20 protein-coding genes are annotated in these 24,435 nt (G+C 69.7%); 7 read left to right on the plus strand and 13 right to left on the minus strand.

Annotated features, from left to right (window positions below; genetic code table 11):
- Positions 1 to 187: 187 nt before the first annotated feature.
- Both def and recR read right to left on the minus strand, forming a co-directional pair.
- On the minus strand, positions 188 to 721 hold the full coding sequence (gene def, locus COA17_RS11770; protein WP_066488768.1) for a peptide deformylase: 534 nt from the start codon (positions 719 to 721) through the stop codon (positions 188 to 190).
- Between the two features lie 177 nt (positions 722 to 898).
- Positions 899 to 1,495, minus strand: coding sequence for a recombination mediator RecR (recR, locus tag COA17_RS11775; RefSeq protein WP_066488771.1), 597 nt, complete (start codon positions 1,493 to 1,495; stop codon positions 899 to 901).
- Between the two features lie 54 nt (positions 1,496 to 1,549).
- Between recR and fmt the strand changes: the two genes are divergently transcribed.
- Both fmt and truA read left to right on the plus strand, forming a co-directional pair.
- Complete coding sequence (fmt, locus tag COA17_RS11780; RefSeq protein ID WP_096612626.1) at positions 1,550 to 2,455, plus strand: methionyl-tRNA formyltransferase; 906 nt, start codon at positions 1,550 to 1,552, stop codon at positions 2,453 to 2,455.
- Positions 2,452 to 3,189: a tRNA pseudouridine(38-40) synthase TruA gene (gene truA, locus COA17_RS11785; protein ID WP_096612628.1), complete on the plus strand. Its 738-nt coding sequence runs from the start codon at positions 2,452 to 2,454 to the stop codon at positions 3,187 to 3,189. Before fmt ends, truA begins: the two co-directional genes overlap by 4 nt.
- Positions 3,190 to 3,211: 22 nt before the next feature.
- Here the strand turns inward: truA and COA17_RS11790 are convergent, their stop codons facing one another.
- From COA17_RS11790 to ilvD, 4 genes are read right to left on the minus strand one after another with little or no spacing between them, the layout of a single operon-like run.
- Entirely contained in the window at positions 3,212 to 4,381 is a 1,170-nt protein-coding gene (locus tag COA17_RS11790) for a class I SAM-dependent RNA methyltransferase (protein ID WP_096612630.1), read from the minus strand.
- A complete protein-coding gene (locus tag COA17_RS11795) occupies positions 4,378 to 5,751 on the minus strand; it encodes an NAD(P)H-hydrate dehydratase (RefSeq protein ID WP_096612632.1) in 1,374 nt (457 codons plus the stop codon). Before COA17_RS11795 ends, COA17_RS11790 begins: the two co-directional genes overlap by 4 nt.
- Positions 5,748 to 6,182, minus strand: coding sequence for a hypothetical protein (locus tag COA17_RS11800; RefSeq protein ID WP_176484884.1), 435 nt, complete (start codon positions 6,180 to 6,182; stop codon positions 5,748 to 5,750). Before COA17_RS11800 ends, COA17_RS11795 begins: the two co-directional genes overlap by 4 nt.
- Before the next feature lie 19 nt (positions 6,183 to 6,201).
- The gene (gene ilvD, locus COA17_RS11805) at positions 6,202 to 7,923 is read right to left on the minus strand and encodes a dihydroxy-acid dehydratase (RefSeq protein WP_096612634.1); all 1,722 of its coding nucleotides are present in this window, start codon (positions 7,921 to 7,923) and stop codon (positions 6,202 to 6,204) included.
- Positions 7,924 to 8,032: 109 nt separating this feature from the next.
- On the opposite strand from ilvD, the gene COA17_RS11810 reads away from it, so the two are divergent.
- Positions 8,033 to 10,042 (plus strand): S9 family peptidase, encoded by a 2,010-nt coding sequence (locus tag COA17_RS11810; RefSeq protein ID WP_217991007.1) that lies wholly within the window; start codon positions 8,033 to 8,035, stop codon positions 10,040 to 10,042.
- Positions 10,043 to 10,298: 256 nt separating this feature from the next.
- On the opposite strand, the gene COA17_RS11815 is transcribed toward COA17_RS11810, so the two are convergent.
- The 6 genes from COA17_RS11815 to dapA form a co-directional block, all read right to left on the minus strand.
- Positions 10,299 to 10,646: a response regulator gene (locus COA17_RS11815; RefSeq protein WP_066489670.1), complete on the minus strand. Its 348-nt coding sequence runs from the start codon at positions 10,644 to 10,646 to the stop codon at positions 10,299 to 10,301.
- 40 nt (positions 10,647 to 10,686) lie between these two features.
- Complete coding sequence (locus COA17_RS11820) at positions 10,687 to 13,101, minus strand: hybrid sensor histidine kinase/response regulator (protein WP_066489661.1); 2,415 nt, start codon at positions 13,099 to 13,101, stop codon at positions 10,687 to 10,689.
- A gap of 4 nt (positions 13,102 to 13,105) precedes the next feature.
- Positions 13,106 to 15,139 carry a M13 family metallopeptidase gene (locus tag COA17_RS11825; RefSeq protein WP_096612636.1) on the minus strand — a complete coding sequence of 678 codons (2,034 nt, stop codon included), beginning with the start codon at positions 15,137 to 15,139 and terminating at the stop codon, positions 13,106 to 13,108.
- A gap of 93 nt (positions 15,140 to 15,232) precedes the next feature.
- On the minus strand, positions 15,233 to 15,778 hold the full coding sequence (locus COA17_RS11830; protein ID WP_096612761.1) for a DUF2062 domain-containing protein: 546 nt from the start codon (positions 15,776 to 15,778) through the stop codon (positions 15,233 to 15,235).
- Positions 15,779 to 15,794: 16 nt separating this feature from the next.
- On the minus strand, positions 15,795 to 16,277 hold the full coding sequence (gene smpB, locus COA17_RS11835) for an SsrA-binding protein SmpB (protein WP_066489654.1): 483 nt from the start codon (positions 16,275 to 16,277) through the stop codon (positions 15,795 to 15,797).
- Positions 16,278 to 16,424: 147 nt separating this feature from the next.
- Positions 16,425 to 17,306: a 4-hydroxy-tetrahydrodipicolinate synthase gene (gene dapA / locus COA17_RS11840; RefSeq protein WP_096612763.1), complete on the minus strand. Its 882-nt coding sequence runs from the start codon at positions 17,304 to 17,306 to the stop codon at positions 16,425 to 16,427.
- 243 nt (positions 17,307 to 17,549) lie between these two features.
- Here dapA and COA17_RS11845 point away from each other — a divergent pair, with 243 nt between their 5' ends.
- The 4 genes from COA17_RS11845 (at position 17,550) to COA17_RS11860 (ending at position 22,599) form a co-directional block, all read left to right on the plus strand.
- Positions 17,550 to 19,397, plus strand: a complete 1,848-nt coding sequence (locus COA17_RS11845; RefSeq protein ID WP_245857762.1) for a lytic transglycosylase domain-containing protein — start codon at positions 17,550 to 17,552, stop codon at positions 19,395 to 19,397.
- A gap of 178 nt (positions 19,398 to 19,575) precedes the next feature.
- Positions 19,576 to 20,079 (plus strand): transcription elongation factor GreB, encoded by a 504-nt coding sequence (gene greB, locus COA17_RS11850; RefSeq protein WP_096612640.1) that lies wholly within the window; start codon positions 19,576 to 19,578, stop codon positions 20,077 to 20,079.
- Positions 20,080 to 20,089: 10 nt separating this feature from the next.
- Positions 20,090 to 20,959, plus strand: coding sequence for an NYN domain-containing protein (locus COA17_RS11855; RefSeq protein ID WP_245857730.1), 870 nt, complete (start codon positions 20,090 to 20,092; stop codon positions 20,957 to 20,959).
- A complete protein-coding gene (locus COA17_RS11860) occupies positions 20,959 to 22,599 on the plus strand; it encodes a M28 family peptidase (RefSeq protein WP_096612642.1) in 1,641 nt (546 codons plus the stop codon). The genes COA17_RS11855 and COA17_RS11860 overlap by 1 nt, the downstream gene beginning before the upstream one ends.
- Positions 22,600 to 22,742: 143 nt before the next feature.
- On the opposite strand, the gene ettA is transcribed toward COA17_RS11860, so the two are convergent.
- Complete coding sequence (gene ettA / locus COA17_RS11865; RefSeq protein ID WP_066491120.1) at positions 22,743 to 24,422, minus strand: energy-dependent translational throttle protein EttA; 1,680 nt, start codon at positions 24,420 to 24,422, stop codon at positions 22,743 to 22,745.
- Between the last annotated feature and the right edge of the window lie 13 nt (positions 24,423 to 24,435).

The raw sequence follows: 24,435 nt of genomic DNA on the forward strand, positions 1-24,435 counted from the left end.
CGAACGACGGCGTGGCGGCAACCGCTAATCGGCCGGGGCGGGTGCGCCATTCAAGCGGATGCTTCGTCGTCCCGGAGCGCCTGCTTACAGGTGCAACTGTCCCGCTGGACCGAGGGCGTCGTGTATGCGGCGCGGTGGATGCCGGAACAGGTCCGGCATGACGGTGGGACTTTCCGCTTCGGCGGGGTCAGCCGCGGCGCAGCTTGTCGAGCTTCTTCATCAACATGCTCCGCTTCAGCCGCGAGATATGGTCGATGAACAGCACGCCGTTGAGATGATCGATCTCATGCTGCATGCACGTCGCCATCAGGCCGTCATACTCGGCCTCCTGCCGGGCGCCGTCGGTGTCGAGCCACGTCACACGGCAGCGCGCGGGGCGCGTCACCTCGGCATATTGCTCCGGGATCGACAGGCAGCCCTCGTTGTAGGTCGACAATTCCTCGCTGACCCAGGTGATTTCCGGGTTGATATAGGCGTGAGGATCGCGCGCCGCCTCGGGCGCGGCTTCCTCGCCTTCCTCGATGCCGTCCTGCAGGTCGATGACGACGATGCGCTTCATGATGCCGACCTGGATCGCGGCGAGGCCGATGCCACGCGCGGCGTACATCGTGTCGAACATGTCGGCGACGATGCCGCGCACCTCGTCGGTCACCTCCGCGACGGGGGCGCAGGTTTCGCGCAGGCGCGCATCGGGGACTTCGACGATCGGAAGAATGGCCATGCGCGCCAGCTAGGGGCGCGGCCCGACAGCGTCAAGCGAGGGGGCTACCACGCCATCGTTCATCCGGTGCGTGGCGAAGGCTTTTGTCCCAAGCCCCCTTCAAGACGCGGTTCCGGCAGGCTCAACGGCTCCTCAGAGCGAACGGAAGTGAAGGGACGCGGATACGGACGGCGCGGATCACGCCACCGGGCGGCGGGCGCGCAGCGCCTGCGCCAGCGTGCCTTCGTCGAGATAGTCGAGTTCGCCGCCGACCGGCAGGCCGTGCGCCAGCTGGGTGAGGCGGATGGGGAATTTCTCCAGCCGCTCGGCGAGGTAATGCGCGGTCGTCTGCCCCTCCAGCGTGGCGTTCATCGCCAGCACCACTTCGTCCACCCCGCCGCCCGCGACACGTGCGAGCAGGCTGTCGATCGCCAGATCCTCCGGCCGGACGCCCTCCAGCGCGGACAGCCGCCCGCCCAGCACGTGGTAGCGGCCGGGGAACAGCCGCGACCGATCGAGCGCCCACAGGTCGCTGACATCCTCCACCACGCACAATGCGCGATCGTCGCGGCGCGGATCGGCGCAGATGCCGCACGGATCGGTGGTGTCGACATTGCCGCAGATCGAACAGGTCGCCAGCCGTTCCTCCACCGCGACCAGCGCGGCGCGCAAGGGGACGAGCGCGCCCTCGCGCTTCTTGACCAGATGCAGCACCGCGCGCCGCGCCGAGCGCGGGCCGAAGCCGGGAAGCCGCGCCAGCGCGCTGGTGAGCGCGTCGATCTCCTGAGATGCCATGCCGGAACAGATAGGGGGTTGCGCGACGCGCCGCCAGCGTGTCGAGAGCGGGCCATGCGGATCATCTTCATGGGGACGCCCGAGTTCGCGGTGCCGACGCTGGATGCGCTGGTCGCAGCGGGGCATGACGTCGTGGCGGCGTACAGCCAGCCGCCGCGGCCGGGCGGGCGGCGCGGGCGCGAGCTGGTGCCCTCGCCGGTGCAGCGGCGGGCCGAAGCGCACGGTATCCCGGTGCGTAGCCCGGTGTCGTTCCGCGAGGACGGCGCGGTTGAAGCGTTCGCGGCACTGGGCGCGGATGTCGCGGTGGTGGCGGCCTACGGCCTGATCCTGCCGCAGGCGGTGCTCGATGCGCCGCGCCTGGGGTGCCTGAACGTCCACGGATCGTTGCTGCCGCGCTGGCGCGGGGCGGCGCCGATCCAGCGCGCGATCATGGCGGGCGATGCCGAGACGGGCGTGGGAATCATGCAGATGGAGCGCGGGCTGGATACCGGGCCGGTGCGGCTGGAGGGGCGCACGCGGTGCGCGGGCAAGACGACCGGCGAGCTGACCGAGGAGCTGGCGGCGATGGGCGCCGCGCTGATGGTCCGGGTGCTGGCGGACCCGGATGCCTTTCCGCCGGTGCCGCAGCCCGAGGAGGGCGTCACCTATGCCGCGAAGATCGCCAAGGAGGAGGCCCGGATCGACTTCGCGCGCCCAGCGATCGAGGTCGACCGGCTGATCGATGCGCTGAACCCCGCGCCGGGCGCGTTCCTCGAACATGGCGGGGAGCGGATCAAGGTGCTGCGCGCCGACATCGAGGACGGGCGCGGCGCGCCGGGTGAGGTGCTGGACGACCGGTTGCTGATCGCGTGCGGCGAGGACGCGATCCGTCCCTTCCGGGTCAAGCGCGCGGGGCGTGGCGAGATGGGGGTGGAGGACTTGCTGCGCGGCTTCCCGGTCGCGGCGGGAACGCGCCTTTGACCCGCTTCGCGCTGACGGTGGAGTATGACGGCCGCCCGTTCATGGGCTGGCAGCGGCAGGCGCACGGGCCGAGTGTGCAGCAGGCGATCGAGGACGCCGCCGCGACGATCACCGGCGAGACGGTGACGTGCCATGCCGCCGGGCGCACGGACGCGGGGGTCCATGCGCTGGGGATGCGCGCGCATGTCGAGATCGCCAAGCCGATCGAGCCGTTCCGGTTGATGGAAGCGCTGAACGCGCGGTTGCGGCCGGCGCCGGTCGCGGTGCTGGCGTGCGAAACGGTCCCCGACGACTGGCATGCGCGTTTTTCGTGCCTGGGCCGCGCCTATGAATATCGCATCGCCAACCGGCGCGCGCCGTTGACGGTCGAAAAGGGGTTGGCGTGGCAGGTGCCGCAGCCGCTGGACGCCGGAGCGATGCATGAGGCCGCGCAGCTGCTGGTCGGGCGGCATGACTTCACCACCTTCCGCTCGGCGCATTGCCAGTCGGCCAGCCCGGTCAAGACGCTGTCGCGGCTGGACGTGGCGCGCGACGGCGACCGGGTAACGGTGCGCGCGGCAGCGCGATCGTTCCTGCACCATCAGGTCCGCTCGATGGTCGGGTGCCTGGCGATGGTGGGCATGGGGCGGTGGACGTGCGACGACCTGGCCGATGCGCTGGCGGCGGCGGATCGCCAGCGGCTGGGGCTGAACGCGCCGCCCGACGGGCTGTTCTTTGTCGAGGCTGTTTATTGAAGCGCGCGGCGCTTCGGGGAAGCTATCTACTGAAGCGCGCGGCCAGTTCGACATGCGTCGACCAGCGGAACTGGCCGACCGGCTGCACCCAGTCGAGCCGCCAGCCGCCCTCGCACAATGTCTTCGTATCGCGTGCGAAGCTGCTGGGATTGCAGGAGACATAGGCGATGGCCTGCACGCTGGAGGCGGCCAGCTGCACCGCCTGTTCGCGCGCGCCGGCGCGCGGCGGATCCAGGACGATCGCGCCGAACCGGTTCAGCTCGGCCGTGGTCAACGGGCGGCGGAATAGGTCGCGATGTTCGGTGAAGACCAGCCGCTGCGTGCGGGCCGCGGCGGCCTTCAGCGCGGCGATCGCGTCGCGCGCGCCCTCCGCTGCATAGACGCGGCCGGGCAGCGCGAGCGCGAAGGTGCCGAGGCCGGCGAACAGGTCAGCGACGGTGCCGGCATCGCCGATCGCCTCGCGCACCGCGGCGACCAGCGCGGCCTCCCCCTCGCGCGTCGCCTGAAGGAACGCGGCGGGGGGTAGCGGAACCGCCACGCCGCCCAGCGTGACCGTCACCGCATCGGGTTCCCAGCGGGTTTCCGGCCCCATGCCGTCGTCGAACGCGAATCGCGCGAGGCGATGCTCCTGCGCGAAGGCGGAGATCGCATCGGCATGGGCCAGCCCCTCCGGCGCGATCCCGGTGACGATGAGGTCCACGCCCTGATCGGCGAGCGCCAGATGGACGTCGAGGCGGCGTTTCGGCTTGAACGAGGGGAGCAGGCGCTTGAGCGGCTTGACCAGCGCGAACAGTTCGGGCGCGAGGACGTGGCATTCCTGCACGTCGACCAGCTGGTGGCTCTTTTCCTGCGCGAAGCCGAGCCGGCCGGCGGGATCGAAATGGAGCGTCGCTCGGCGGCGGGTGCGCGGCGGCGACAGCTGCGGCGCGCGGATCGGCGCGGACAGCCCCTGCGCGGCGAGCGCGGAGGCGACCCGTTCGACGATGAAACCGGACCAGCTTTGGTCGTCGAGATGCTGGAGCCGGCAGCCGCCGCACGCCGGGAAGTGGCGGCACGGCGGCGCATGGTGATGCGGGCCGGGCTGGACGGTACCGTCCGCCGCGATCGTATCGCCGGGCGCGGCGAAGGGGATGTGGCGGCCGTCGTCGGTGACGCCGTCACCGCGCGCGGCGACGCGGACGATCGTGGTCATGCCAATATCCCTGCCAATCGTGCGGCAAGATCGTCCGCGATGAACGCCGGGCCGGCGCGGCGCGCGGCCTCGGCATGGAGCCAGACGCCCGCGCCGGCGGCGGCGAAGGGGTCGCGCCCGCCCGCCAGCATCGCCGCGATCGCCCCGGCCAGCACGTCGCCGGTGCCCGCGGTCGACAGCCAGGCGCTGGCCGCGGGAGCGAGCGTGGCGCGACCGTCGGGGGCGGCGATGACGGTGTCGGCCCCCTTGAAGACCACCACCACGCCGCTCGCCCGCGCGGCGGCACGCGCGGCGTCGAGCTTCGATCCGGCGGGGGCGCCAAACAGCGCCGCGAACTCGCCGGCGTGCGGGGTCAGGATCATCGGCGCGGTGCGGGCGGCGAGCCGCTGCGGCGTGACCAGATGGAGCGCGTCGCCGTCGATCACCAGCGGATGCGCGGCCGCCAGCGCGCGGTCGAGCAGCGCCTGCGCCTCGTCATCGCGGCCAAGGCCGGGACCGACGACAAGCGCGCCGATGCGCGGGTCACCAAGCGTCGCATCGTCGAGGCGGCGGCGGACCAGGGCGTGCGGCGCGCCGGGGATGGTGGGGCCGAGCAGCGCGACATAGCCAGCGCCGGCATGCATCGCGGCGGTCGCCGCCAGATGCGAGGCGCCGGCCATCCGCCCCTTCACCACCGCGACCATGCCGCGCGTGAACTTGTGGCTGTCGGGCGCGGGCGCGGCGAGTGCCGGGGCGGCCAGGACGTGCGCGGCGGGGGCGCTTTCCACGCCGATCGGTATGAGGCGCACCGCGCCGCAGCGGCTGGCGCCGGGCTGGAGCAGATGCGCGGGCTTCACCGCGCCGAGCGCGAGCGTGACGTCGAACGCGGGCACGTCGCCGAGCAACGCGCCGGTATCGGTGGTGATGCCGCTGGGCAGGTCGACCGCGATCGACAGCGTCGCCGGCGTCGTCAGCCGCGCGAGCGCGGCGGCATCGGCGGGGTCAAGCGGGCGCGACAGGCCGGTGCCGAACAGCGCGTCGACCACCACCGGCGCGCCGCGCGCGGTGGCGAGCGGTTCGACCACCCCGCCCCACCCTGCGCGCGCCACCCGTGCGGCATCCCCGCGCGGATCGCCGGCGGCGGCGATGCGGACCTTGCGCCCGGCGGCGAGCAGGCGCGCGGCGGCGACATAGCCGTCCCCGCCGTTGTTGCCGGGGCCGCACAGGATCAGGATCTCATGCGGGCCGGCGAGCCGCAGCACGGCGTCGGCGACACCCTGGCCGGCGCGCTGCATCAGCGTACCGACACCGGTGCCCGCGGCGATCGCGCTGTCTTCCGCGGCACGCATCTGCGCCGCGGTCAGCACCGGCAGACCGGAAAGGGGGATCATTGCGGTCGGGCCGTTTCCGATGGCGTGGGCGACGGCGCCGCCGCGGGGGAAGGCGTCCCGGTGGGCTTCACCGTGGCGGGAAGGCGATAGATATCGCTGCCGACCGCGACCTCTATCTCACCCGCGTCGACGATCCCGACCTTCGCCGGCTGCGCGCCATCCGCCGCGGTGACGCCACGGCCATCGCGCGTCACCAGCAACCGGCGGAAGCCGCCGTCCGGGTGATGGACCGTCAGCACCAGCCGCCCGGCGGTGTCGGTGCCGCGATCGACGCGGCACGCGCGCTGGAACGTGTCCGCCCCGGCGAGCGCGCAGTTGATGCGTCCTTCGTCGGCGGCGGCGCTGGTCTGATCGGCCTCCACCTTCGCCAGTACCGACGTGTCGGTGGTGCGTTCCTTGCACGACACCAGCAGCGCCAGCGCCGTCAGCACGACGGGGAGGATGGACCGATCAGATATCCGCGTAAACATGCCGCTCCGCTGCCGCGCCGGGGTGGGTGACCGCCCCCTTATAGGCAGGGCCGACATTCTGCGCATAGCGCCACAATGCGCCGGCGCCATAGTCATTCTGTCGCGCGGTCCAGCGCGCGCGGCGATCGGCAAGCGCGGCGTCGTCGACCATCAGGTCGATCGTCCCCGCTTCCGCATCGATGCGGATCGTGTCGCCGTCCTCGACCAGCGCGATCGGGCCGCCGTCCGCCGCCTCCGGCCCGACATGGCCGATGCAGAAGCCGCGCGTCGCACCCGAGAAGCGCCCATCGGTGATGAGCGCGACCTTTTCCCCCAGCCCCAGCCCGTAGAGCGCGGCGGTGGTGGACAGCATCTCGCGCATCCCCGGCCCGCCCTTTGGCCCTTCGTAGCGGATCACCACGACCTCGCCCTCGCGGATCGCGCGCGCCTCCACGGCGGCGAAGGCATCCTCCTCGCAATCGAAGCAGCGCGCCGGGCCCTCGAACTGGAGCCGGTGCATCCCCGCGATCTTCACGATCGCGCCATCGGGGGCGAGCGTGCCGCGCAGGCCGACGACGCCTCCGGTCGGGGTGATCGGCGCCTTCGCGTCGTAGATCACCTTCTGATCGGGGTTCCACGTCACCTGATCGATATTCTCGCCCAGCGTCCTGCCGGTGACGGTCATGCAGTCGCCCTGCAGCAGCCCTTCGGACAGCAATGTCTTCATCAGCATGTAGACGCCGCCGGCCTCGTACATGTCCTTGGCGACATATTTCCCGCCCGGCTTCAGATCGGCGATGTACGGCGTCGACTTGAAGATTTCCGCGACGTCGAACAGGTCGAACGCGATCCCCGCCTCATGCGCCATCGCGGGCAGGTGGAGCGCGCCGTTGGTCGATCCGCCGGTGGCAGCGACGATGCGCGCCGCATTCTCGAACGCATCGCGGGTGCAGATGTCGCGCGGGCGGATGTTCTTCGCCAGCAGTTCCATCACCTGCGCGCCCGCCGCGACCGCGATCTGTTCGCGCGTGGTGTAGGGCGCGGGGACCATGTTGCTGTTGGGCAGCGACAGGCCGATCGCCTCACCGACGCAGGCCATGGTATTGGCGGTATATTGCCCGCCGCACGCGCCGTGACCGGGGCAGGCGACCTTTTCGAGCGCATGCACCTCGCTGATCGGGCAGGTGCCCGCGGCATAGCGGCCGACCACCTCGAACACATCCACGACGGTGACGTCGCGATCCTCGAACCGGCCGGGCAGGATCGATCCGCCGTAGACGAAGATCGAGGGCACGTTGAGGCGCAGCATCGCCATCATCATCCCCGGCAGCGACTTGTCGCACCCCGCGAACCCGACCAGCGCGTCATAGCAATGGCCGCGCACCGACAGTTCGACCGAATCGGCGATCACCTCGCGGCTGACCAGCGAGGATTTCATCCCCTGGTGGCCCATCGCGATCCCGTCGGTCACGGTGATGGTGTTGAAGCGGCGCGGCATCCCCCCGCCCTGCTCCACCCCGCGGCGGGCGGCATCGGCCTGCGCATCGAGCGTGGTGTTGCACGGCGCGCTGTCGTTGCCCGCGGAGGCAAGCGCGACGAACGGGCGCGCGATCTCCTCCTCCGACAGGCCCATGGCGTAGTAATAGCTGCGGTGCGGCGCGCGCTCCGGCCCGACCGAGACGTGGCGGCTGGGCAGGCGGGATTTGTCGAACATGTGGGTCATAACGCGCACGCCTATGTCGCGGAAGGCGGGTCAAACGCAAGGATATTAGCGTTGCCGCATGACGGCACCGCGTGCCATGCTCGGCTAATACAGCAGGGAGGATTCAAGCATGATGAAAGCGATTCTGGCCGCCGGTGCGGCGCTGCTCGCGATCCAGCCGGTGATGGCGGCGATGGCGAACAAACCGGGCGCGGTGCCGCTGATCGAGCGCGCCAAGCTGTTCGGCAACCCGACGCGGACCGGGGGCAAGCTGTCCCCCGACGGCAAGTGGATCACCTTCATCGCGCCGCGTGACGGGGTGCTCAACATCTGGGTCGCGCCATCCGACAAGCCCGACCAGGCCCGCCCGCTGACCGCCGAGAAGGGGCGCCCGATCCGGCAGAGCTTCTGGGCGCCGGACTCGCGCTCGATCCTGTACGTCAACGACAAGGGCGGAGACGAAAATTTCCTGCTGTACGGCGTCGATATCGCCACGGGCGCGCAGAAGACGCTGACCCCGTTCGAAAAGACCCGCGTGATGGTGATCGGCGCCAGCCAGACGATCAAGGACCGCATCCTGATCGGGGTCAACAACCGCGACCCGCGCTGGCACGACGTCTATGACCTGAACCTCAACACCGGGCAGTTGACCAAGGTGATGCAGAACGACGGCTATGCCGGGTTCGTCGCCGACGATCAGCTGAAGCTGCGGCTGGCCAGCAAGGCGCGACCCGATGGCGGCAGCGACTATTTCCGCGTCACCGGCACGACGGTGGAGACGACGCCGGTCGCGCAGGTCGGGCTGGAGGATTCGCTGACCACCGCCCCGCTGGGTTTCACCACCGACGGAAAGACCCTGTACTGGACCGATTCGCGCGGGCGCGACACTGCCGCGCTGATCGCGCAGGACGTGGCAAGCGGGAGGACCGCGATCGTCGGGCAGAGCGCTAAGGCGGATGTCGACGGCGGGCTGTTCAACCCCGTGACCGGTCAGCTCGAGGCCTATTCGGTCGATTACCTGACCAACGAATATGTCCCGGTGGGCGATGCGGTGAAGGCGGACCTGGCGTTCCTGAAGGCGCAGAACAAAGGCGAGTTTTCGATCGGCAGCCGCACCGATGCCGACGACAAGTGGCTGGTGACGTTCGACCCGGTCGATGCGCCGGTCGCCACCTATGTCTACGATCGCAAAGCCAAGGCGCTGACGCAGCTGTACGTGACCCGCCCGGAACTGGTCGGCGCACCGCTGGTCGCGATGGAGCCGGTGGAGATCAAGGCGCGCGACGGGCTGACATTGGTGTCGTACCTGACGAAGCCGAAGGGCGCGACCGGGCCGGTGCCGATGGTGCTGTTCGTCCATGGCGGGCCGTGGGCGCGCGACGGATACGGCTATAACGGCTATCACCAGTGGCTGGCGAACCGCGGCTATGCGGTGCTGTCGGTCAATTATCGCGGATCGACCGGGTTCGGGAAGAATTTCGTGTCCGCCGGCGACCTGCAATGGGGCCGCAAGATGCACGACGACCTGATCGACGCGGTCGACTGGGCGGTGAAGCAGGGCGTCACCGCCAAGGACAAGGTGGCGATCATGGGCGGCTCCTACGGCGGCTATGCCACGCTCGCCGGGCTGACGTTCACCCCCGATGCGTTCGCGTGCGGCGTCGATATCGTCGGGCCGTCGAACCTGTTCACCCTGCTCAAGACGATCCCGCCGTACTGGGAAGCGGGCAAGCAGCAATTCTACAAGCGGATGGGCGATCCGACCACCGAGGCGGGGCGCGCGCTGCTGAAGGAGCGCAGCCCGCTGACGTTCGTGGACCGCATCAAGAAGCCGCTGCTGATCGGCCAGGGCGCCAACGACCCGCGCGTCAACGTCGCCGAAAGCGACCAGATCGTCGCGGCGATGGCGGCCAAGAACATCCCGGTCACCTATGTGGTGTTCCCCGACGAGGGCCATGGCTTTGCCCGGCCGGTGAACAATATCGCGTTCAACGCGGTGGCGGAAAACTTCCTGGCGCCGTGCCTGGGCGGACGGGCCGAGCCGGTCGGCGGCGCGCTGGCCGCGTCCACCGCGCAGGTGAAGCATGGCGCGCAGTTCGTGAAGGGGCTGGACGCGGGGACGGCGACCGAGGGTCAGTAGGCGGTTCGTGGGCGCGCGCGGGAGGGGGTGACCTCTTCCGCCGCGCCCCGTCCCGCTCCTATGTCCCGGATCAGCGTGAGGGTTGGCGCATCATCCAGCCGACCCGAGACGTCGCCCCAGCGAAGGCCGGGGCCTTCAGCGGTTGTCGCGACGTGCTATCGCCGGGAGATCCCAGCCTTCGCTGGGATGATGACCGGTGCGACCAATGCCGCAACAGGTCCGGCATGACGAACCGGGTACCCGCTGCGATCACGCCTCAGCCAAGCTGGGCGAGCGCCTGGTCGACGCCGTCCATCGTGAACGGTTTCGACAGGCGCGGGCGGTCGCGGTGTTCGGGGGCGATTTCCTCCCCGCCGCCGCCGGTCGCGAAGACGAACGGGATGCCGCGTGCGGCGAGCGCGTCGGCGATCGGGAAGCTCTTCTCCCCGCTGCGCAGGTTCACGTCGAGGATCGCCGCGTCGATACCGCCGGCAGCCACCATCGGCAGCGCGGCGGCGACGCAATCGGCGGTTCCGGCATGCCCCTTGTCCAGGGCTTCCAGGAAATCCTCCAGCATCATCGCGATGAGGGGTTCGTCCTCGACCAGCAAAACGCGCATCGTCATATATCCCGCCATAGCGTGATGCGGCGCGCGCGCAATGGCTTCACGATGCCGCAGGCGTCCCCTGTTGCGCCAGCAGGACGTCGCGGGTCGCCTCCGCCAGCTGCTGGACCGAGAAGGGCTTGGGCAGGAACGACACGTTGTCGAGGTCGATCGAGCGGCGCAGCTGTTCCTCGGCATAGCCCGACATGAACAGGATCGGGATGCCGGGATGCAACTGGCGCAGCGCCTGCGCGAGCGTCGGGCCGTCCATCACCGGCATCATCACGTCCGAGATCACCAGCGTCGGGCGATCGACCCCGGCGAGCAGCTCCAGCGCCGCCTCGCCATTCTCCGCCGCCAGCACGGTATAGCCCTGCCGCGCGAGCGCGCGTTCGGCGACGGCACGGACCATGTCCTCATCCTCCACCAGCAGGATCGTGCCGGTCCCCCACAGATCGCTCGACCGTTGCCGCGCGGAGGGGGTCGGCACCGTCAGCAGCGTCGCCGGCTCCTGCCCGCTTGCCGCATGGACCGGCAGGTAGATGGTGAAGGTGGCGCCCTGCCCCGGCTTGGAATCGGCGAAGATGTAGCCGCCCGACTGCTTGACGATGCCGTAGACGGTCGACAGGCCCAGGCCGGTGCCCTTGCCGACTTCCTTCGTCGTGAAGAACGGCTCGAAGATCTTGGGCAGCACCTCCGGCGGGATGCCGGTGCCGGTGTCGGAGATTTCCAGCGCGGTGTAATCGCCGATCGGCACGATATCGCTGCCGCGGCGGCGCACCTCCGCGATCGGGACGGAGCGGGTCTGGATCGTCAGCTTGCCGCCATTGCCCTTCGCCAGCATCGCGTCGCGCGCGTTGACGGCAAGGTTGACGACCACCTGTTCCAGCTGCCCCGGATCGGCGCGCACCGGCCCCAGATCCCGTCCGTGCTTGACCTCCAGCACCACCGTTTCGCCCATCAGCCGGCGCAACAGGTTCGACACTTCCGACACGACGTCGGGCAGTTGCAGCACCTGCGGACGCAACGTCTGCTGGCGCGAGAAGGCGAGCAGCTGACGCGTCAGGCTGGCGGCGCGGTTGGAATTGGCGCGGATCTGCTGGATGTCGTCGTAATCGCTGTCGCCGGGGGAATGGCGCATCAGCATCAGGTCGCAATGGCCGATGATCGCGGTCAGGATATTGTTGAAATCATGCGCCACGCCGCCGGCCAGCTGACCGACCGCCTGCATCTTGGTGGCCTGCGCCACCTCGCGCTTGAGGCGGTTTTCCTCGTTATTGTCCTTGAGGCTGAGCAGCACCGCCGCCTCGCCCAGACCGCGCGCGGCGGCGATCGACAGCGCCACCGGTTCGTCCGGGTGATCCTTGAGCCGCACGGCGAGGTCGGTGGAGCGCGCCGCCCCGCTGGCGAAGCGGCGCACCGCATCGGCGACCGCGCTCTTGTCCTCGCGCACCACCAGATCGCCGGGATAGACCGGCAGCTGGCCCGGCTCGACTCCGGCGGCGCGCGCGAACGCCTGGTTCATCTGCACGAAGCGGCCGTCGCGATCGACCAGCGCGATGCCGAACGGCATCAGCATCAGCAGCGCCTCGACATCCTCCGCGCTGCCGGCGACGCCGGTGTCGACGTCGACCATCGCGATCAGGATCGGCGCTTCCTCATCGTCGGACAGCGGGATCTGCAGCAGCCGCAGCGGGTTGGCGCCCTCCCCTTCGGAGATGAAGCGGACGGTGCCGCCCTGGTCCTCTGCCAGGAAGCGCGCGAGATCCTCGCCGGTCAGCACGCCGTCGGGGGTGCCGGTGGCGCGGGTGCGCAGCACCGCGTTGGCGGCAAGGACATGGCCGTGCGCGGTGACCAGCGCGGCCATCACCCCGGAGGCGCCAAGCTGCGCGCCCAGCGTGCCGTCGATCGACTCGGCGAAGCGCGCCGGCTGCCCCGACGGCGCCGGGCCATGCGCGAAGCGCCAGACCAGGATATCCTGTTCCTGCCCCGCGCGGGTGATCGTCGCGTCGATCGCGCCGACCGCGCCGCGCAGCGCCGCCGATGCGCGACCGTCGCGCCACGCCGCGCGGCCCGCGACCGCCAGCTGCCCCGCGCCGTCGCCCGCCAGCGGCAGCGAGGGCGGCGTGGGAAAGCCGGCGAACAGGTTTTCGTAGCAGTCGTTCGCGCACACCAGCCGCCCGGACCGATCGGTGACGGCGATGCCGTCGTCGCTCGATTCGACCAGCGCGCGGATCAGTTCCCAGTCATGCTCGACCGCAGTCGCAGGGGTATCGACACGCCGCAGCATCGCGATCGCCAGCGCGACGCCTGCCAGCACGATCGCCGCGCCGAAGAATCCTGCCGCGATCGTCGCGTCATGGACCAGCCACAACACCAGCCCCGCCGCCGCGAGGCCGGCCAGCGCCGCCAGCGCCAGCCCGATGCGCCAGCGGCGCCGCTGCGCCCCGCGTCCGTCGATCACCCCCAGCGGCATCGCCTTACCAGATCCGCACGCGCGCGTCGGGGGCCAGGTACAGGCGGTCGGTCGGCGCCGGGCGATAGGCGTCGTACCAGGCATCCATGTTGCGCACGATCCAGGTGCGCTGTTCGGACGGCGCGTGCGGATCGGTCAGCAGCCGCTGGCGCAGGTTCGCCTCGCGATAGTTGCGCCGCCACACCTGCGCCCAGCCGAGGTAGAAACGCTGGTCGGCGGTAACGCCGTCGATCACCGGGGGCTTGGCCCCCTTCAGCGAGGCGAGATAGGCGTCGTGCGCGGCAGCCAGCCCGGCGAGGTCGGCCGAATTCTCGCCAAGCGTCAGCTGCCCCTTCACATGCAGGCCGGGCAGCGGCTGATAGGCGTCGTACTGCGCGACCAGTTTCTGGCTGAGCGCCTTGAACCGCGCGACGTCGGCGTCGGTCCACCATTGCGTCAACCGGCCGCGCGCGTCGAACTTCGCCCCCTGATCGTCGAAATGGTGGCTCATCTCATGCCCGATCACCGCGCCGATGCCGCCGTAGTTGACCGCCGGATCGGCCTTCGGATCGAAGAACGGCGGCTGGAGGATCGCGGCGGGGAAGGTGATCGCGACCAGGCCGAAATTGGCCTGCGCATTCACCGTCATCGGCGCCATGCCCCATTCCCAGCGGTAGATCGGCTTGCCCAGCTTCCCGACGTTATAGTCGTGCTGCCACTGGTTGGCGCGCAGCATGTTGCCGAACGCATCGCCCGCGCGGATCGACAGCGCGGCATAGTCGCGCCAGCGATCGGGATAGCCGATGCGCGGGACGAAGGCGGCGAGCTTGGCATGCGCCTTCGTCTTGGTTTCCGGCGCCATCCAGTCGAGCGTGTCGATGCGGCGGTTCATCGCGGCGATGATGTTGCGGACCATGTCGTCCGCCGCCGCCTTGGTCGCGGGCGGGAAGTAGCGCGCGACATAGACCTTGCTGACGTCGTCGGTCAGTGCCGAGGAGGTGAAGCCGACCGCGCGCTTCCACCGTTCGGACTGTTCGGGGGTGCCGTTGAGCACCGTTTCGTTGAACGCGAAGCTTTCGCGGTCGATCGCGGCCGGAAGGACGTCGGCGAAGCCGTCGAGGCTGCGCACGATCAGCTGGTCGCGCAGCACCGCGATCGGCGTCTTCGCGATCAGTGCCGCTTCCCCCGCGATCGCGGTCGGCTGCCCCACGATCAGCGCGTCGGGGGAAAGGCCGCCGGCCTTCAGATAGGCGGCGAAATCGAACCCCGGCGCGGCACGCGCGAGATCGGCGAGCGTCATGCGGTTATAGGTCTTGTCCGCGTCGCGGCTGTCGATACGGGTCCAGTGCGCCCGCGCGATCTGCGTTTCGAACGCGACGATCGCGGCGGCGCGCGCGTCGGCATCGCCTTCACCGGCCGCCTCCCCGGATAGCGTCAGCAGCCGCGCCACATGCGCGCGATAGGCGGTGCGCGCCTCCACCAGCTTGGCATCGTCCGACACATAATAGTCGCGGTCGGGCATCCCCAGACCGGACTGGCGAAGGTTCACGACATAGGCGTCGGGATTCTTGCTGTCCTGCCCAACGTACAGGCCGAAGGGCGTGTCGACGCCGTTGCGATCGGCCTGCGCCAGCAGCGCGGCATAGCCGGGCTTGTCCGCCGCCTTGATCGTCGCCAGCCACGGGCGGATCGGGGCAAGGCCCGCGCGCTCGATCGCGGCGGTATCGAGAAAGGCGGCATAAGCGGTGCCGATCTTCGACCGGGGATCGCGACGCGCCGCGTCGAGGAGCCCGCGGGTGCGTTCGCGCGACAGATCCTGGAGGACGGAGAAGGCGCCGTAATTCGCCTCGTCCGCGGGGATGACGGTGTTCTTCGCCCAGGTGCCGTTGGCGAAGGCGTAGAAATCGTCGCCCGGCTTGACCGAACGGTCCATGCCGGCGGTGTCGAAACCGAACGTGCCATATTGCGGCGCATCGGCGGTTCGCGTGGCAGACTGGGCGATCAGCGCAGCGGGGACGAGCGCGGCGAGCGCGGACAGGGTGATGAAGCGGCGACGCATGTACGAAGGCATCCTTTGTTGATGATCCTCCCCCCAAGGATGCCCGTGTCTTAGAGCGGGAGTTTGCCATGCGCCAGCGTGGCGAGTGGGCGGTTAGCGATGATCCTCGCGATGCTGGTGGCGATGCCGCCATTTGCGCCCGATCCACGCGCGCCACCCGAGCATCGCCGCGCCATAGCCGAGCGCCGCGGAGGCGCCGGCGATCACCAGCAACCCGACGATCAGCGCCGGGCCGGCATCCCACGCCCATTGCAGCCAGCTGGTCGCCGCCTCCGCCACCGGCTGCGCCACCGCAGTGGCGTGCGAGTGCAGCAGCCACGCGCCGATGCGATAGGCGGCGAACAGGATGAACGGCGTGGTCAGCGGATTGGTGACGAACGTCACCAGTGCCGCGACGGGCACGTTGGCGCGGAACGGAAAGGCGATCAGCGCCGCGATCGCGATCTGCGCGACCGGGAACAGGATGCCCGCGATCATCCCCAGCGCAACGCCGCGCGGGACCGAGCGGCGGGTGAAGCGCCACAGTTCGGGCGCCAGCACGCGATGCGCGACCGGGCGCAACAGGCGAATGCGCTCCATCGATTCGCGGGTCGGCAGGTTGCGCCGGCTCCACGCCGCGATCCTGTCCCACCCCGTCATCGGACGCGACGCCACCTCAACCGTGCTCGCGCAGGACGCGCCCGGCCTCGCGCTTCCAGTCGCGTTCCTTGATATGTTCGCGCTTGTCGTGCGCCTTGCGCCCCTTGGCGAGTGCCAGTTCCACCTTCGCGCGCCCCTGCCCGTTGAAATAGACGGTGAGCGGGACCAGCGTCATGCCTTCCCGCGCCACCGCGCCGTGCAGTTTGTTTATCTCACGCTCATGAAGCAGCAGTTTACGGGGCCGCTTGGGTTCGTGGTTGAACCGGTTGCCGTGGCTGAATTCGGGGATGTTCGAGTTGACCAGCCACACCTCGTCCCCCGACACCTCGGCATAGCTTTCCGCGATCGATCCCTCGCCGAAGCGCAGGCTCTTCACCTCGGTACCGGTCAGGACGATCCCGGCCTCATAGGTGGTGTCGATCGCATAGTCGAACCGCGCGCGGCGGTTTTCGGCGACGACCTTCTTCTTGTCGAACGTGGCGGGTTTGGGACGCGGCATACGCGGGTGATGTAGGGGTTCGCGGCGAGGAGGGAAAGGAAGATAGCATATCCGTGCTCCTGCGAAGGCGGGAGCCACGGGTCACGCCACCCGACAGCGGCCGTCCTGCGCGACCCCGGGGTTCCGGCGTTCGCCGGAACGCCCTGGCTACAGCCCCGCCGCGGCCAGCCCGGCATCGACCGCCGCCCGGCTCGCCTCCGACGGCCAGGTCATCGGCAGTCGCAGCCCGTCGGGGAAGCCGGGGCGTACCTTCGTCATCGCATACTTCACCGGGCCGGGCGAGGCATCGGTGAACAGCGCGACGTGAAGCGCGAAGAGCCGGTCGTTGAGCGCGCGCGCCAGCACATAATCCCCCGCCGCGCAGGCCGCCTGGAAATCGGCACACAGCCGCGGCGCGACATTGGCGCTGACCGAGATGCAGCCGACCCCGCCGGTGGCGTTGTAACCCAGCGCCATGTCGTCATTGCCCGACAGCTGGCAGAAGTCCTCGCCCAGCGCGATGCGGTGGTCCGACACCCGCTGGAGCACGCCCGACGCGTCCTTCACCGCGACGAATACCTGGGGGAAGGCCTGGACGATGCGTACCAGCGTGGAGGGCTGGATGTCGGTCACCGTGCGGCCGGGCACGTTGTACAGGACGATCGGCAGCGGCGATGTCGGCGCGAGCGCCGCGAAATGCTGGAAGATCCCCTCCTGCGACGGGCGGTTGTAATAGGGCGGGACCATCAGCGCGGCATCGGCCCCGGCCTCCTTGGCGGCGATCAGGTTGCCCGCCGCGACGCGCGTGTCGTTCGATCCGGCGCCCGCGATCACCGGCACGCGCCCGCGCGCCTGATCGACGCAGACGCGGACGATCGCGAACTGTTCGTCCTTCGTCAGCGTCGCCGCCTCCCCCGTGGTGCCGCAAGGAACGAGCGCGGCGGAGCCTTCGGCGATCTGCCATTCGACCAGTTCGCGATAGGCGCTCTCGACGAAATCGCCATGCTGGTCGAAGGGCGTCACGAGCGCGGGGATGGAACCGGAGAACATGGGCAGCGATTGCTCCTGGAGCGTAAACAGGGGGCGTCGTTCAGGCCAGATACGGCTAGCATCGCTAGTCTGTCCACCGATGGTGTCCGTCGAACAGTGAAGGCAGGTGCGTTGATCCTTTTCGTTGCAGCAGCAGGGGCGGTCGCGATCGTCGCCGGGGGCCAGTACGGGCCGACCAACCTCGTCCCCGAGCAGCTATCCGCGCCGGCGCCCTCCCCCGCCCCCGCCGCGCCGCTGCCGGGGATGGCGCAGCCGATCGCGCAGTGGAAGGCGCTACAGCAGACCGATGCGCTGCCGTTCGACAGTTACGCCGGGTTCCTGGCGCAGCATCCCGGCTGGCCCGGGCAGAACGCGCTGCGCCGCACCGCCGAGAAGAAGGCGGCGACCGATCCCAATACCCCGGCGGCCAGCGTCGTCGCCTTCTGCCGGCGGTGGTCGCCGCTGACGACGCAAGGCTGGGTGGCGTGCGCGCGCGCCTATGCCGCGACGGGTGCGACGGTGCAGGCACAGGCGGCGGCGCGCGCCGCATGGCGGCTGGGCACGCTGGCCCCGCAGGACGAGGCGACGATCACCAACCAGTTCGCGGGCGCGCTGACCAGTGCCGACCACGACCGGCGGATGGACACCTTGTTGTGGCAGGGGGCGACCAGCGCGGCGGCGCGGGTGCTGCCGTACACCAGCCCCGCCGCGCGCCCGCTGTTCGAGGCGCGGCTGGCGTTCCGCAGCGATGCCGCCAATGCATCGGCACTGGCGGCGGCGAACGATGCGGCGGGTGCGCGCGATGCCGGCTATATCGCGGACAAGGCGACGTGGCTGCGCGGCAACGGCGCCTCCCCCAGTGCGCGCGGCTGGCTGGCGCGGACGCGCGCGGCCATGACGCTGCCGGGGAATGTCGAGAAGTTCTACGAGGCGCTGCTGGTCAATGCGCGCGGTGCGGCGGCGGACGGCCAGTGGCAGACCGCCTATGACATCGCGCGGCAGATCGACGATGCCTATCCGGCGGGGACCGACGTATCGACCAAGCCCTATGGCGAGCGCGACGATTATACCTCGCTGGCGTGGTTGGCGGGTCAGGCGGCGCTGAAGCTGGGGCGCCCCGCCGATGCGCGCGCGATGTTCGAACGCTATGGCCGCGGCAGCCAGTCACCGCAGACGCGCGCCAAGGGCTTCTACTGGGCGGCGCGCGCGGCCGAGGATGCGCGGATGGTGGATACCAACGCGTTGTTCGAACGCGCCGCGGGGTTCCGCGACCAATATTACGGGCAGCTGGCGATCGAGCATCTGGGCCGCGCGCTGACCGCGCCCCCGCCCGCCCCGGCGCCGATGATCCCGGCGGCTGCGCGCAACGCCTTCTACGCGCGCGAGACGGTGCGCGCGGCACAGTTCCTGGGCAGCGCCGGCCTGTACCAGGACCAGACCGCGTTCGTGAAGCAGATCGCCACGGACGCGACCAGCGATGCCGATCATTACCTGGCGGATGAACTGTCCCGCTTGCTGCGCCGCCCGGACCTGGGCGTGCTGGTGGGGCGCAGCGCGATGCAGAACGGGCTGACCGAATATAGCGCCAACGGTTTCCCCACGGTGGCGGTGCCGGCGGGGTATGAGAGCCAGTGGTCGATGATCCACGCGGTCGCGCGGCAGGAAAGCCAGTTCGATCGTGCCGCGCGCAGCCCGGTGGGTGCGAGCGGGCTGATGCAGCTGATGCCCGGCACCGCGCGCGAACAGGCGGGCAAGCTGGGGCTGCCCTACGATCCGGCGCGGCTGGTCAACGACACCGGCTACAACATCCAGCTGGGGTCGAGTTATTTTCAGCGGATCTTCAACCTGTACGGCAGCTATCCGCTGGCGATCGCGGCGTACAATGCCGGGCCGGGCAATGTGAACAAGTGGCTCCGCGCCAACGGCGATCCGCGCACCGGCGGGGTCGATGCGGTCGACTGGGTGGAGGCGATCCCGTTCGGGGAGACGCGCAACTATGTCCAGCGCGTGCTGGAAAATGCCGTCGTCTACGACCTGATGAATCCGCCGCGCGCGAAGAGCCGCGGGCCGCACAACCTGAGCTGGTATCTGGGGCGGTCGCGGGGCGGTTGAGGGGTTCACGCGACGCCGCGAAGACGCGAAGGTGCCGCGACGCGGACATCGCGATCGGTAGACGAGCTGGCGTGCCGTGCTTCGCCACGCCTCCGCGCGGGATGAATGTCTTCGCGGCCTCGCGGCTTCGCGTGAGGCCCTCTTCATCCTGCGGCCCTTTGCGCCTAACCGCAGGCCGATGACCGATCGCCCCAATTACATCACCCCCGCCGGCTTCGCGACGTTGCGCCAGGAGTACGAGCGGTTGTTCGCGCACGAGCGCCCCGCATTGGTCGAGACGATTTCCTGGGCGGCGGGCAATGGCGACCGGTCGGAGAACGGCGACTATATCTACGGCCGCAAACGGCTGCGCGAGATCGACCGGCGGCTGGGATGGCTGTCGCGGCGGATGAAGGCGGCCAAGGTGGTCGATCCGGCGCAGCAGCAGGACCGGTCGCGCGTGTGGTTCGGCGCGACCGTGACGATCGCGGACGAGGACGACAATGAGCGCATCCTGACGCTGGTCGGCGACGACGAGGCGGAGGCGGGCGCCGGGCGCGTCGGGTGGAATGCGCCGATCGCGCGGGCGCTGCGCGGCGCGGCGGCGGGCGACCTGCGCCGGGTCACGTTGCCCGCCGGGGAGCGCGAATATGAGATCGTCGCGATCGCCTATCCCGCGCCCTCCCCCTCGCTAAACGATTGACGTCACCGCAATGGCGGTCGATGCACCGGGCATGGCCACCAACGACATGACCCCGACGCGCAACGTCGCGCTGCTGATCGACGCGGACAATGCCTCCGCCGCGACGCTGGACCCGGTGCTGACCGTGCTGGCGGAGCTGGGCACCGTGAACGTGCGGCGCGTGTACGGCAACTGGTCCAAGCCCGCGCTCAATTCGTGGCGCGACATGACGGTGAAGCACGGCATCGAGCCGCAGCAGCAGTTCGACCTGACCAAGGGCAAGAACGCCACCGACATGAAGATGACCATCGACGCGATGGACCTGCTCTTCCGCGGCAAGGTGGAGGCGTTCGGGATCATGTCGTCCGATTCGGACTTCATGCCGCTGGCCATGCGCATCCGGCAGGAAGGCATTCCGGTCTACGGCTTCGGCACCAGCCGCGCGCCCGAGGCATTCCGGCGCGCGTGCACCCGCTTCATCGACGTCAACGCCATCTCTCTGCCGGTCGAGGAGGATGCCGCGCCGGTGCCGACGCCCGCCGCCGTTCCGCCCCCCACCCCGGCGGCCAGCCCTGCGCCGGCCGCCACCCCTGCGCCGCGCGTGCCGGTGCAGACCGACGTGCCGATCGCCGAATCGCTGCCGCCGCCGATCGCGGCGCGGCCCAAGCTGCCGGTCGACGACGAGCTGCTGAAGCTGTTGATCGACGCCTATGATGCGTCGAAGCGCGACGAGAAGGGCTATGTGAACCTGTCGGCGATGGGACAGCTGGCGGCCAACCGATCGAGCTTCGACGTGCGCAACTATGGCTACAAGAGATTGTCGGACCTGATCGAATCGGTCGCCAATTTCAAGCTGGAGCGCCGCGAAGGCGGCCAGTCGTACGTGAAGCGGGTCCGCTGATGCGCGCGCTGCTGATCGCCGCAGCGACGCTGGCCGCGCTGCCCGTCGCCCTCCCCGCTGCCGCGCAGACCCGCGTCGATCCGGCGCGGCTGTCCGCCGACGTCCGCACGCTCGCCTCCACCGACTTCGGCGGGCGGGCGCCGGGCACGCCGGGGGAGAAGAAGACGCTCGACTGGCTGGTCGCGCAGTTCAAGGCGATCGGGCTCGAACCCGGCGGCCCGGACGGCAAGTGGCTTCAACCCATCCCGCTGATCCACACCCGCATCGCGCCCGATGCCTGGATGACGATCGGCGACACCCCGCTCAAACAGGGTCGCGACATCGCGGTGACGACGGTTCGCCCCGAGGATGCGATCGCGATCACCGCCTCGCCGATGGTCTTCGTCGGCTATGGCGTGTCCGCGCCGGAGGTCGGGTGGGACGATTTCAAGGGCGTCGACGTGAAGGGCAAGACGGTCGTCTTCCTCATCAACGATCCCGATTTCGAGGCGCAGGCCGGCGACGACGCCAAGGGCCGGTTCGGCGACCGGCGGATGACCTATTACGGCCGCTGGACCTACAAGTTCGAGGAAGCCGCGCGGCGCGGGGCGGCGGCGGCGCTGATCGTCCACGACACCGCCGGTGCGGGCTATCCGTGGTCGACGGTCAATGCGTCCAACGGGGAGAATTACGATATCGTGCGCGCACCCGGCGACGAGCGGGTGCCGTTGCAGGGGTGGATCGAGCATGACGCGGCCGACCGGCTGTTCGCTGCCGCCGGGCTGGACCTGAACGCGCTGCGGATCAAGGCGCGCTCGGCCGGTTTCCGCCCGGTCGAGATGGCCCCGCGCTTCACCGCCGTCGCGAAGGTGGCGGTGGAACGGATCGAGAGCGCCAATGTGCTCGCCAGGCTACCCGGCACGCGCCGCCCGGACGAAAGCGTGATGTTCGCGGCGCACTGGGACGCCTATGGCGAGGGGCCGGCGGATGCGTCGGGCAAGACGCTGCGCCCCGGTGCGAACGACGATGCGCTGGGCGTGGCGGGCGTGCTGGAACTGGCGCGGCTGTTCAAGGCCGGGCCGAAGCGCGACCGGACTTTGGTGTTCGCGGCCTGGACCGGCGAGGAGCGCGGGTTGCTGGGGTCCGAATATTACGCCGCGCACCCGGTCTATCCCGCGGCGACCACCGCGGCGAACCTGACGCTGGATATCCTGCAGACCGCCGGGCCGGCGAAGGATGTGGTGCTGGTGGGCGCGGGCCAGTCGTCGCTCGACGCGCTGCTGGCCGATGCGGCGCGGGCGCAGGGCCGCACGGTGACGCCCGAGACGTTCAGCGAGCGCGGGCTGTTCTATCGCGCCGACCATTTCTCGCTCGTCCGGCGCGGCGTGCCGTCGCTGCTGCTGATGGCGCTGGGCGGTGCATCGGACCTGCGCACCGGCGGCCGCACGGCGGGACAGAAGTGGCTGGACGACTACATGGCCTGCTACCACAAGACCTGCGATGCCTGGGACGCGGGCTGGAACCTGACGGGTGCGGCGCAGGACGTCGACCTGTTCCACGCGATCGGCGCACGGCTGGCGACAGCGGGCGTTTGGCCGACGTGGAGCGCGGGCAGCGAGTTCGTGGCGATCCGCGACAGGAGCGCGGCGCAGCGGAAGTAGCCGCTGTGGCGCTCGGCGAGCCGGTGACCGCGGCGACGGTGGCGGAGACCGCGCGGCTGTAACGCGCCGGGCGCGGTCACGACCCCGGGGACGGTTGGACGGCAGCACGGGCGGCGCGCAACGGCGCCCCGCCCGGCCCCGGATCAGCGGGTCAGTTTCTTGTACGCCAGCCGCGTCGGGCGATCGGCGGCGTCACCCATGCGACGGCGCTTGTCTTCCTCGTAGCTTTCGTAATTGCCCTCGAACCATTCGACGTGGCTGTCGCCCTCGAACGCCAGGATGTGCGTGCACAGGCGATCGAGGAAGAAGCGGTCGTGGCTGATGACCACGGCGCAGCCCGCGAACGTCTCCAGCGCCTCCTCGAGCGCGCGCAGCGTCTCGACGTCGAGGTCGTTGGTCGGTTCGTCGAGCAGTAGGACGTTGCCGCCCTCCTTCAGCATCTTGGCCATGTGGACGCGGTTGCGTTCACCGCCCGACAGCTGGCCAACCTTCTTCTGCTGGTCGGGCCCGCGGAAGTTGAACGCGCCGACATAGGCGCGCGTCCCGATCTCCTGCTTGCCGAAGCGGAAGACCTCCAGCTTGTCGGAGATTTCCTCCCACACGTTCTTGTTGGGATCCAGATCGTCGCGGCTCTGGTCGACATAGCCGAGCTTCACGGTCGAGCCGACCTCGATCGTCCCTGCGTCCGGCTGTTCCTGCCCGGTGATGAGCTTGAACAGCGTCGACTTGCCGGCGCCGTTGGGGCCGATCACGCCGACGATGCCGCCCGGCGGCAGCATGAAGTCGAGGTTCTCGAACAGCAATTTGTCGCCATAGGATTTGGTCAGCCCCTTGGCCTCAATCACCTTGCCGCCCAGCCGTTCGGGGATCTGGATCAGGATCTGCGCCTTGCCCGCGGCGCGGTTCTCCTGCTGCTCCATCAGCTGTTCGAAGTTGCGGATACGCGCCTTCGACTTGGTCTGGCGCGCCTTCGGGGTCTGGCGCATCCACGCCAGTTCGTCGGCGATCGCGCGCTGGCGCCCGGCCTCCTCGCGCTCTTCCTGCTCCAGCCGCTTGGCCTTCTTTTCCAGATAGCCGGAATAGTTCGATTCGTAGGTGTAGTAGCGCCCGCGATCGAGCTCGAGCACCCAGTTCACGACATTGTCCAGGAAGTAGCGGTCGTGGGTGACGAGGATGACGTTGCCGGCATATTCCTTGAGGAAATTCTCCAGCCACGCGACGCTTTCGGCGTCGAGGTGGTTGGTCGGTTCGTCGAGCAGCAGGATGTCGGGCTTTTCCAGCAGCAGCCGGCACAGCGCGACGCGGCGGCGTTCACCGCCCGACAGCTTGGTGACGTCGGCATCGCCCGGGGGACAGCGCAGCGCCTCCATCGCGACTTCCAGCTGGTTGTCGAGCGTCCAGCCGTCGACCGCGTCGATCCGCGCCTGGAGATCGCCCATCTCCTCCATCAGCGCGTCGAAATCGGTGTCGTCCGTGGGATCGCCCATCTCGGCCGAGATCGCGTTGAAGCGATCGACCAGATCGGCGATCGGGCGCACGCCGTCCTTGACGTTGCCCATCACGTCCTTCGACGGATCGAGCTGCGGTTCCTGCGCCAGATAACCGACGCGGACGCCCTCGGCGGGCCAGGCCTCGCCGGTGAAGTCGGTGTCGATCCCGGCCATCACCTTCATCAGCGTCGACTTGCCGGCGCCGTTCGGACCGATGATCGCGATCTTCGCGCCCGGAATGAACTGCAGGTGGATGTTGTTGAGGACGGGCTTGTTGGCGCCCGGGAAGGTCTTGGTCAGACCCTTCATGACATAGGTGTACTGGACGGCCATCTGGCGCGCATGC

Source organism: Sphingomonas ginsenosidimutans (assembly GCF_002374835.1).
Classification (GTDB): Bacteria; Pseudomonadota; Alphaproteobacteria; order Sphingomonadales; family Sphingomonadaceae; genus Sphingomonas; species Sphingomonas ginsenosidimutans.

Excerpts from the sequence above, each read along its gene's own strand:
- def (WP_066488768.1), bottom strand. The coding sequence starts at position 721 with ATGGCCATTCTTCCGATCGTCGAAGTCCCCGATGCGCGCCTGCGCGAA.
- recR (WP_066488771.1), bottom strand. The coding sequence starts at position 1,495 with ATGGCATCTCAGGAGATCGACGCGCTCACCAGCGCGCTGGCGCGGCTT.
- fmt (WP_096612626.1), top strand. The coding sequence starts at position 1,550 with ATGCGGATCATCTTCATGGGGACGCCCGAGTTCGCGGTGCCGACGCTG.
- COA17_RS11790 (WP_096612630.1), bottom strand. The coding sequence starts at position 4,381 with ATGACCACGATCGTCCGCGTCGCCGCGCGCGGTGACGGCGTCACCGAC.
- COA17_RS11795 (WP_096612632.1), bottom strand. The coding sequence starts at position 5,751 with ATGATCCCCCTTTCCGGTCTGCCGGTGCTGACCGCGGCGCAGATGCGT.
- ilvD (WP_096612634.1), bottom strand. The coding sequence starts at position 7,923 with ATGACCCACATGTTCGACAAATCCCGCCTGCCCAGCCGCCACGTCTCG.
- COA17_RS11810 (WP_217991007.1), top strand. The coding sequence starts at position 8,033 with ATGATGAAAGCGATTCTGGCCGCCGGTGCGGCGCTGCTCGCGATCCAG.
- COA17_RS11815 (WP_066489670.1), bottom strand. The coding sequence starts at position 10,646 with ATGACGATGCGCGTTTTGCTGGTCGAGGACGAACCCCTCATCGCGATG.
- COA17_RS11820 (WP_066489661.1), bottom strand. The coding sequence starts at position 13,101 with ATGCCGCTGGGGGTGATCGACGGACGCGGGGCGCAGCGGCGCCGCTGG.
- COA17_RS11825 (WP_096612636.1), bottom strand. The coding sequence starts at position 15,139 with ATGCGTCGCCGCTTCATCACCCTGTCCGCGCTCGCCGCGCTCGTCCCC.
- COA17_RS11830 (WP_096612761.1), bottom strand. The coding sequence starts at position 15,778 with ATGACGGGGTGGGACAGGATCGCGGCGTGGAGCCGGCGCAACCTGCCG.
- smpB (WP_066489654.1), bottom strand. The coding sequence starts at position 16,277 with ATGCCGCGTCCCAAACCCGCCACGTTCGACAAGAAGAAGGTCGTCGCC.
- dapA (WP_096612763.1), bottom strand. The coding sequence starts at position 17,306 with ATGTTCTCCGGTTCCATCCCCGCGCTCGTGACGCCCTTCGACCAGCAT.
- COA17_RS11845 (WP_245857762.1), top strand. The coding sequence starts at position 17,550 with ATGGCGCAGCCGATCGCGCAGTGGAAGGCGCTACAGCAGACCGATGCG.
- greB (WP_096612640.1), top strand. The coding sequence starts at position 19,576 with ATGACCGATCGCCCCAATTACATCACCCCCGCCGGCTTCGCGACGTTG.
- COA17_RS11855 (WP_245857730.1), top strand. The coding sequence starts at position 20,090 with ATGGCGGTCGATGCACCGGGCATGGCCACCAACGACATGACCCCGACG.
- COA17_RS11860 (WP_096612642.1), top strand. The coding sequence starts at position 20,959 with ATGCGCGCGCTGCTGATCGCCGCAGCGACGCTGGCCGCGCTGCCCGTC.
- ettA (WP_066491120.1), bottom strand. The coding sequence starts at position 24,422 with ATGGCCGTCCAGTACACCTATGTCATGAAGGGTCTGACCAAGACCTTC.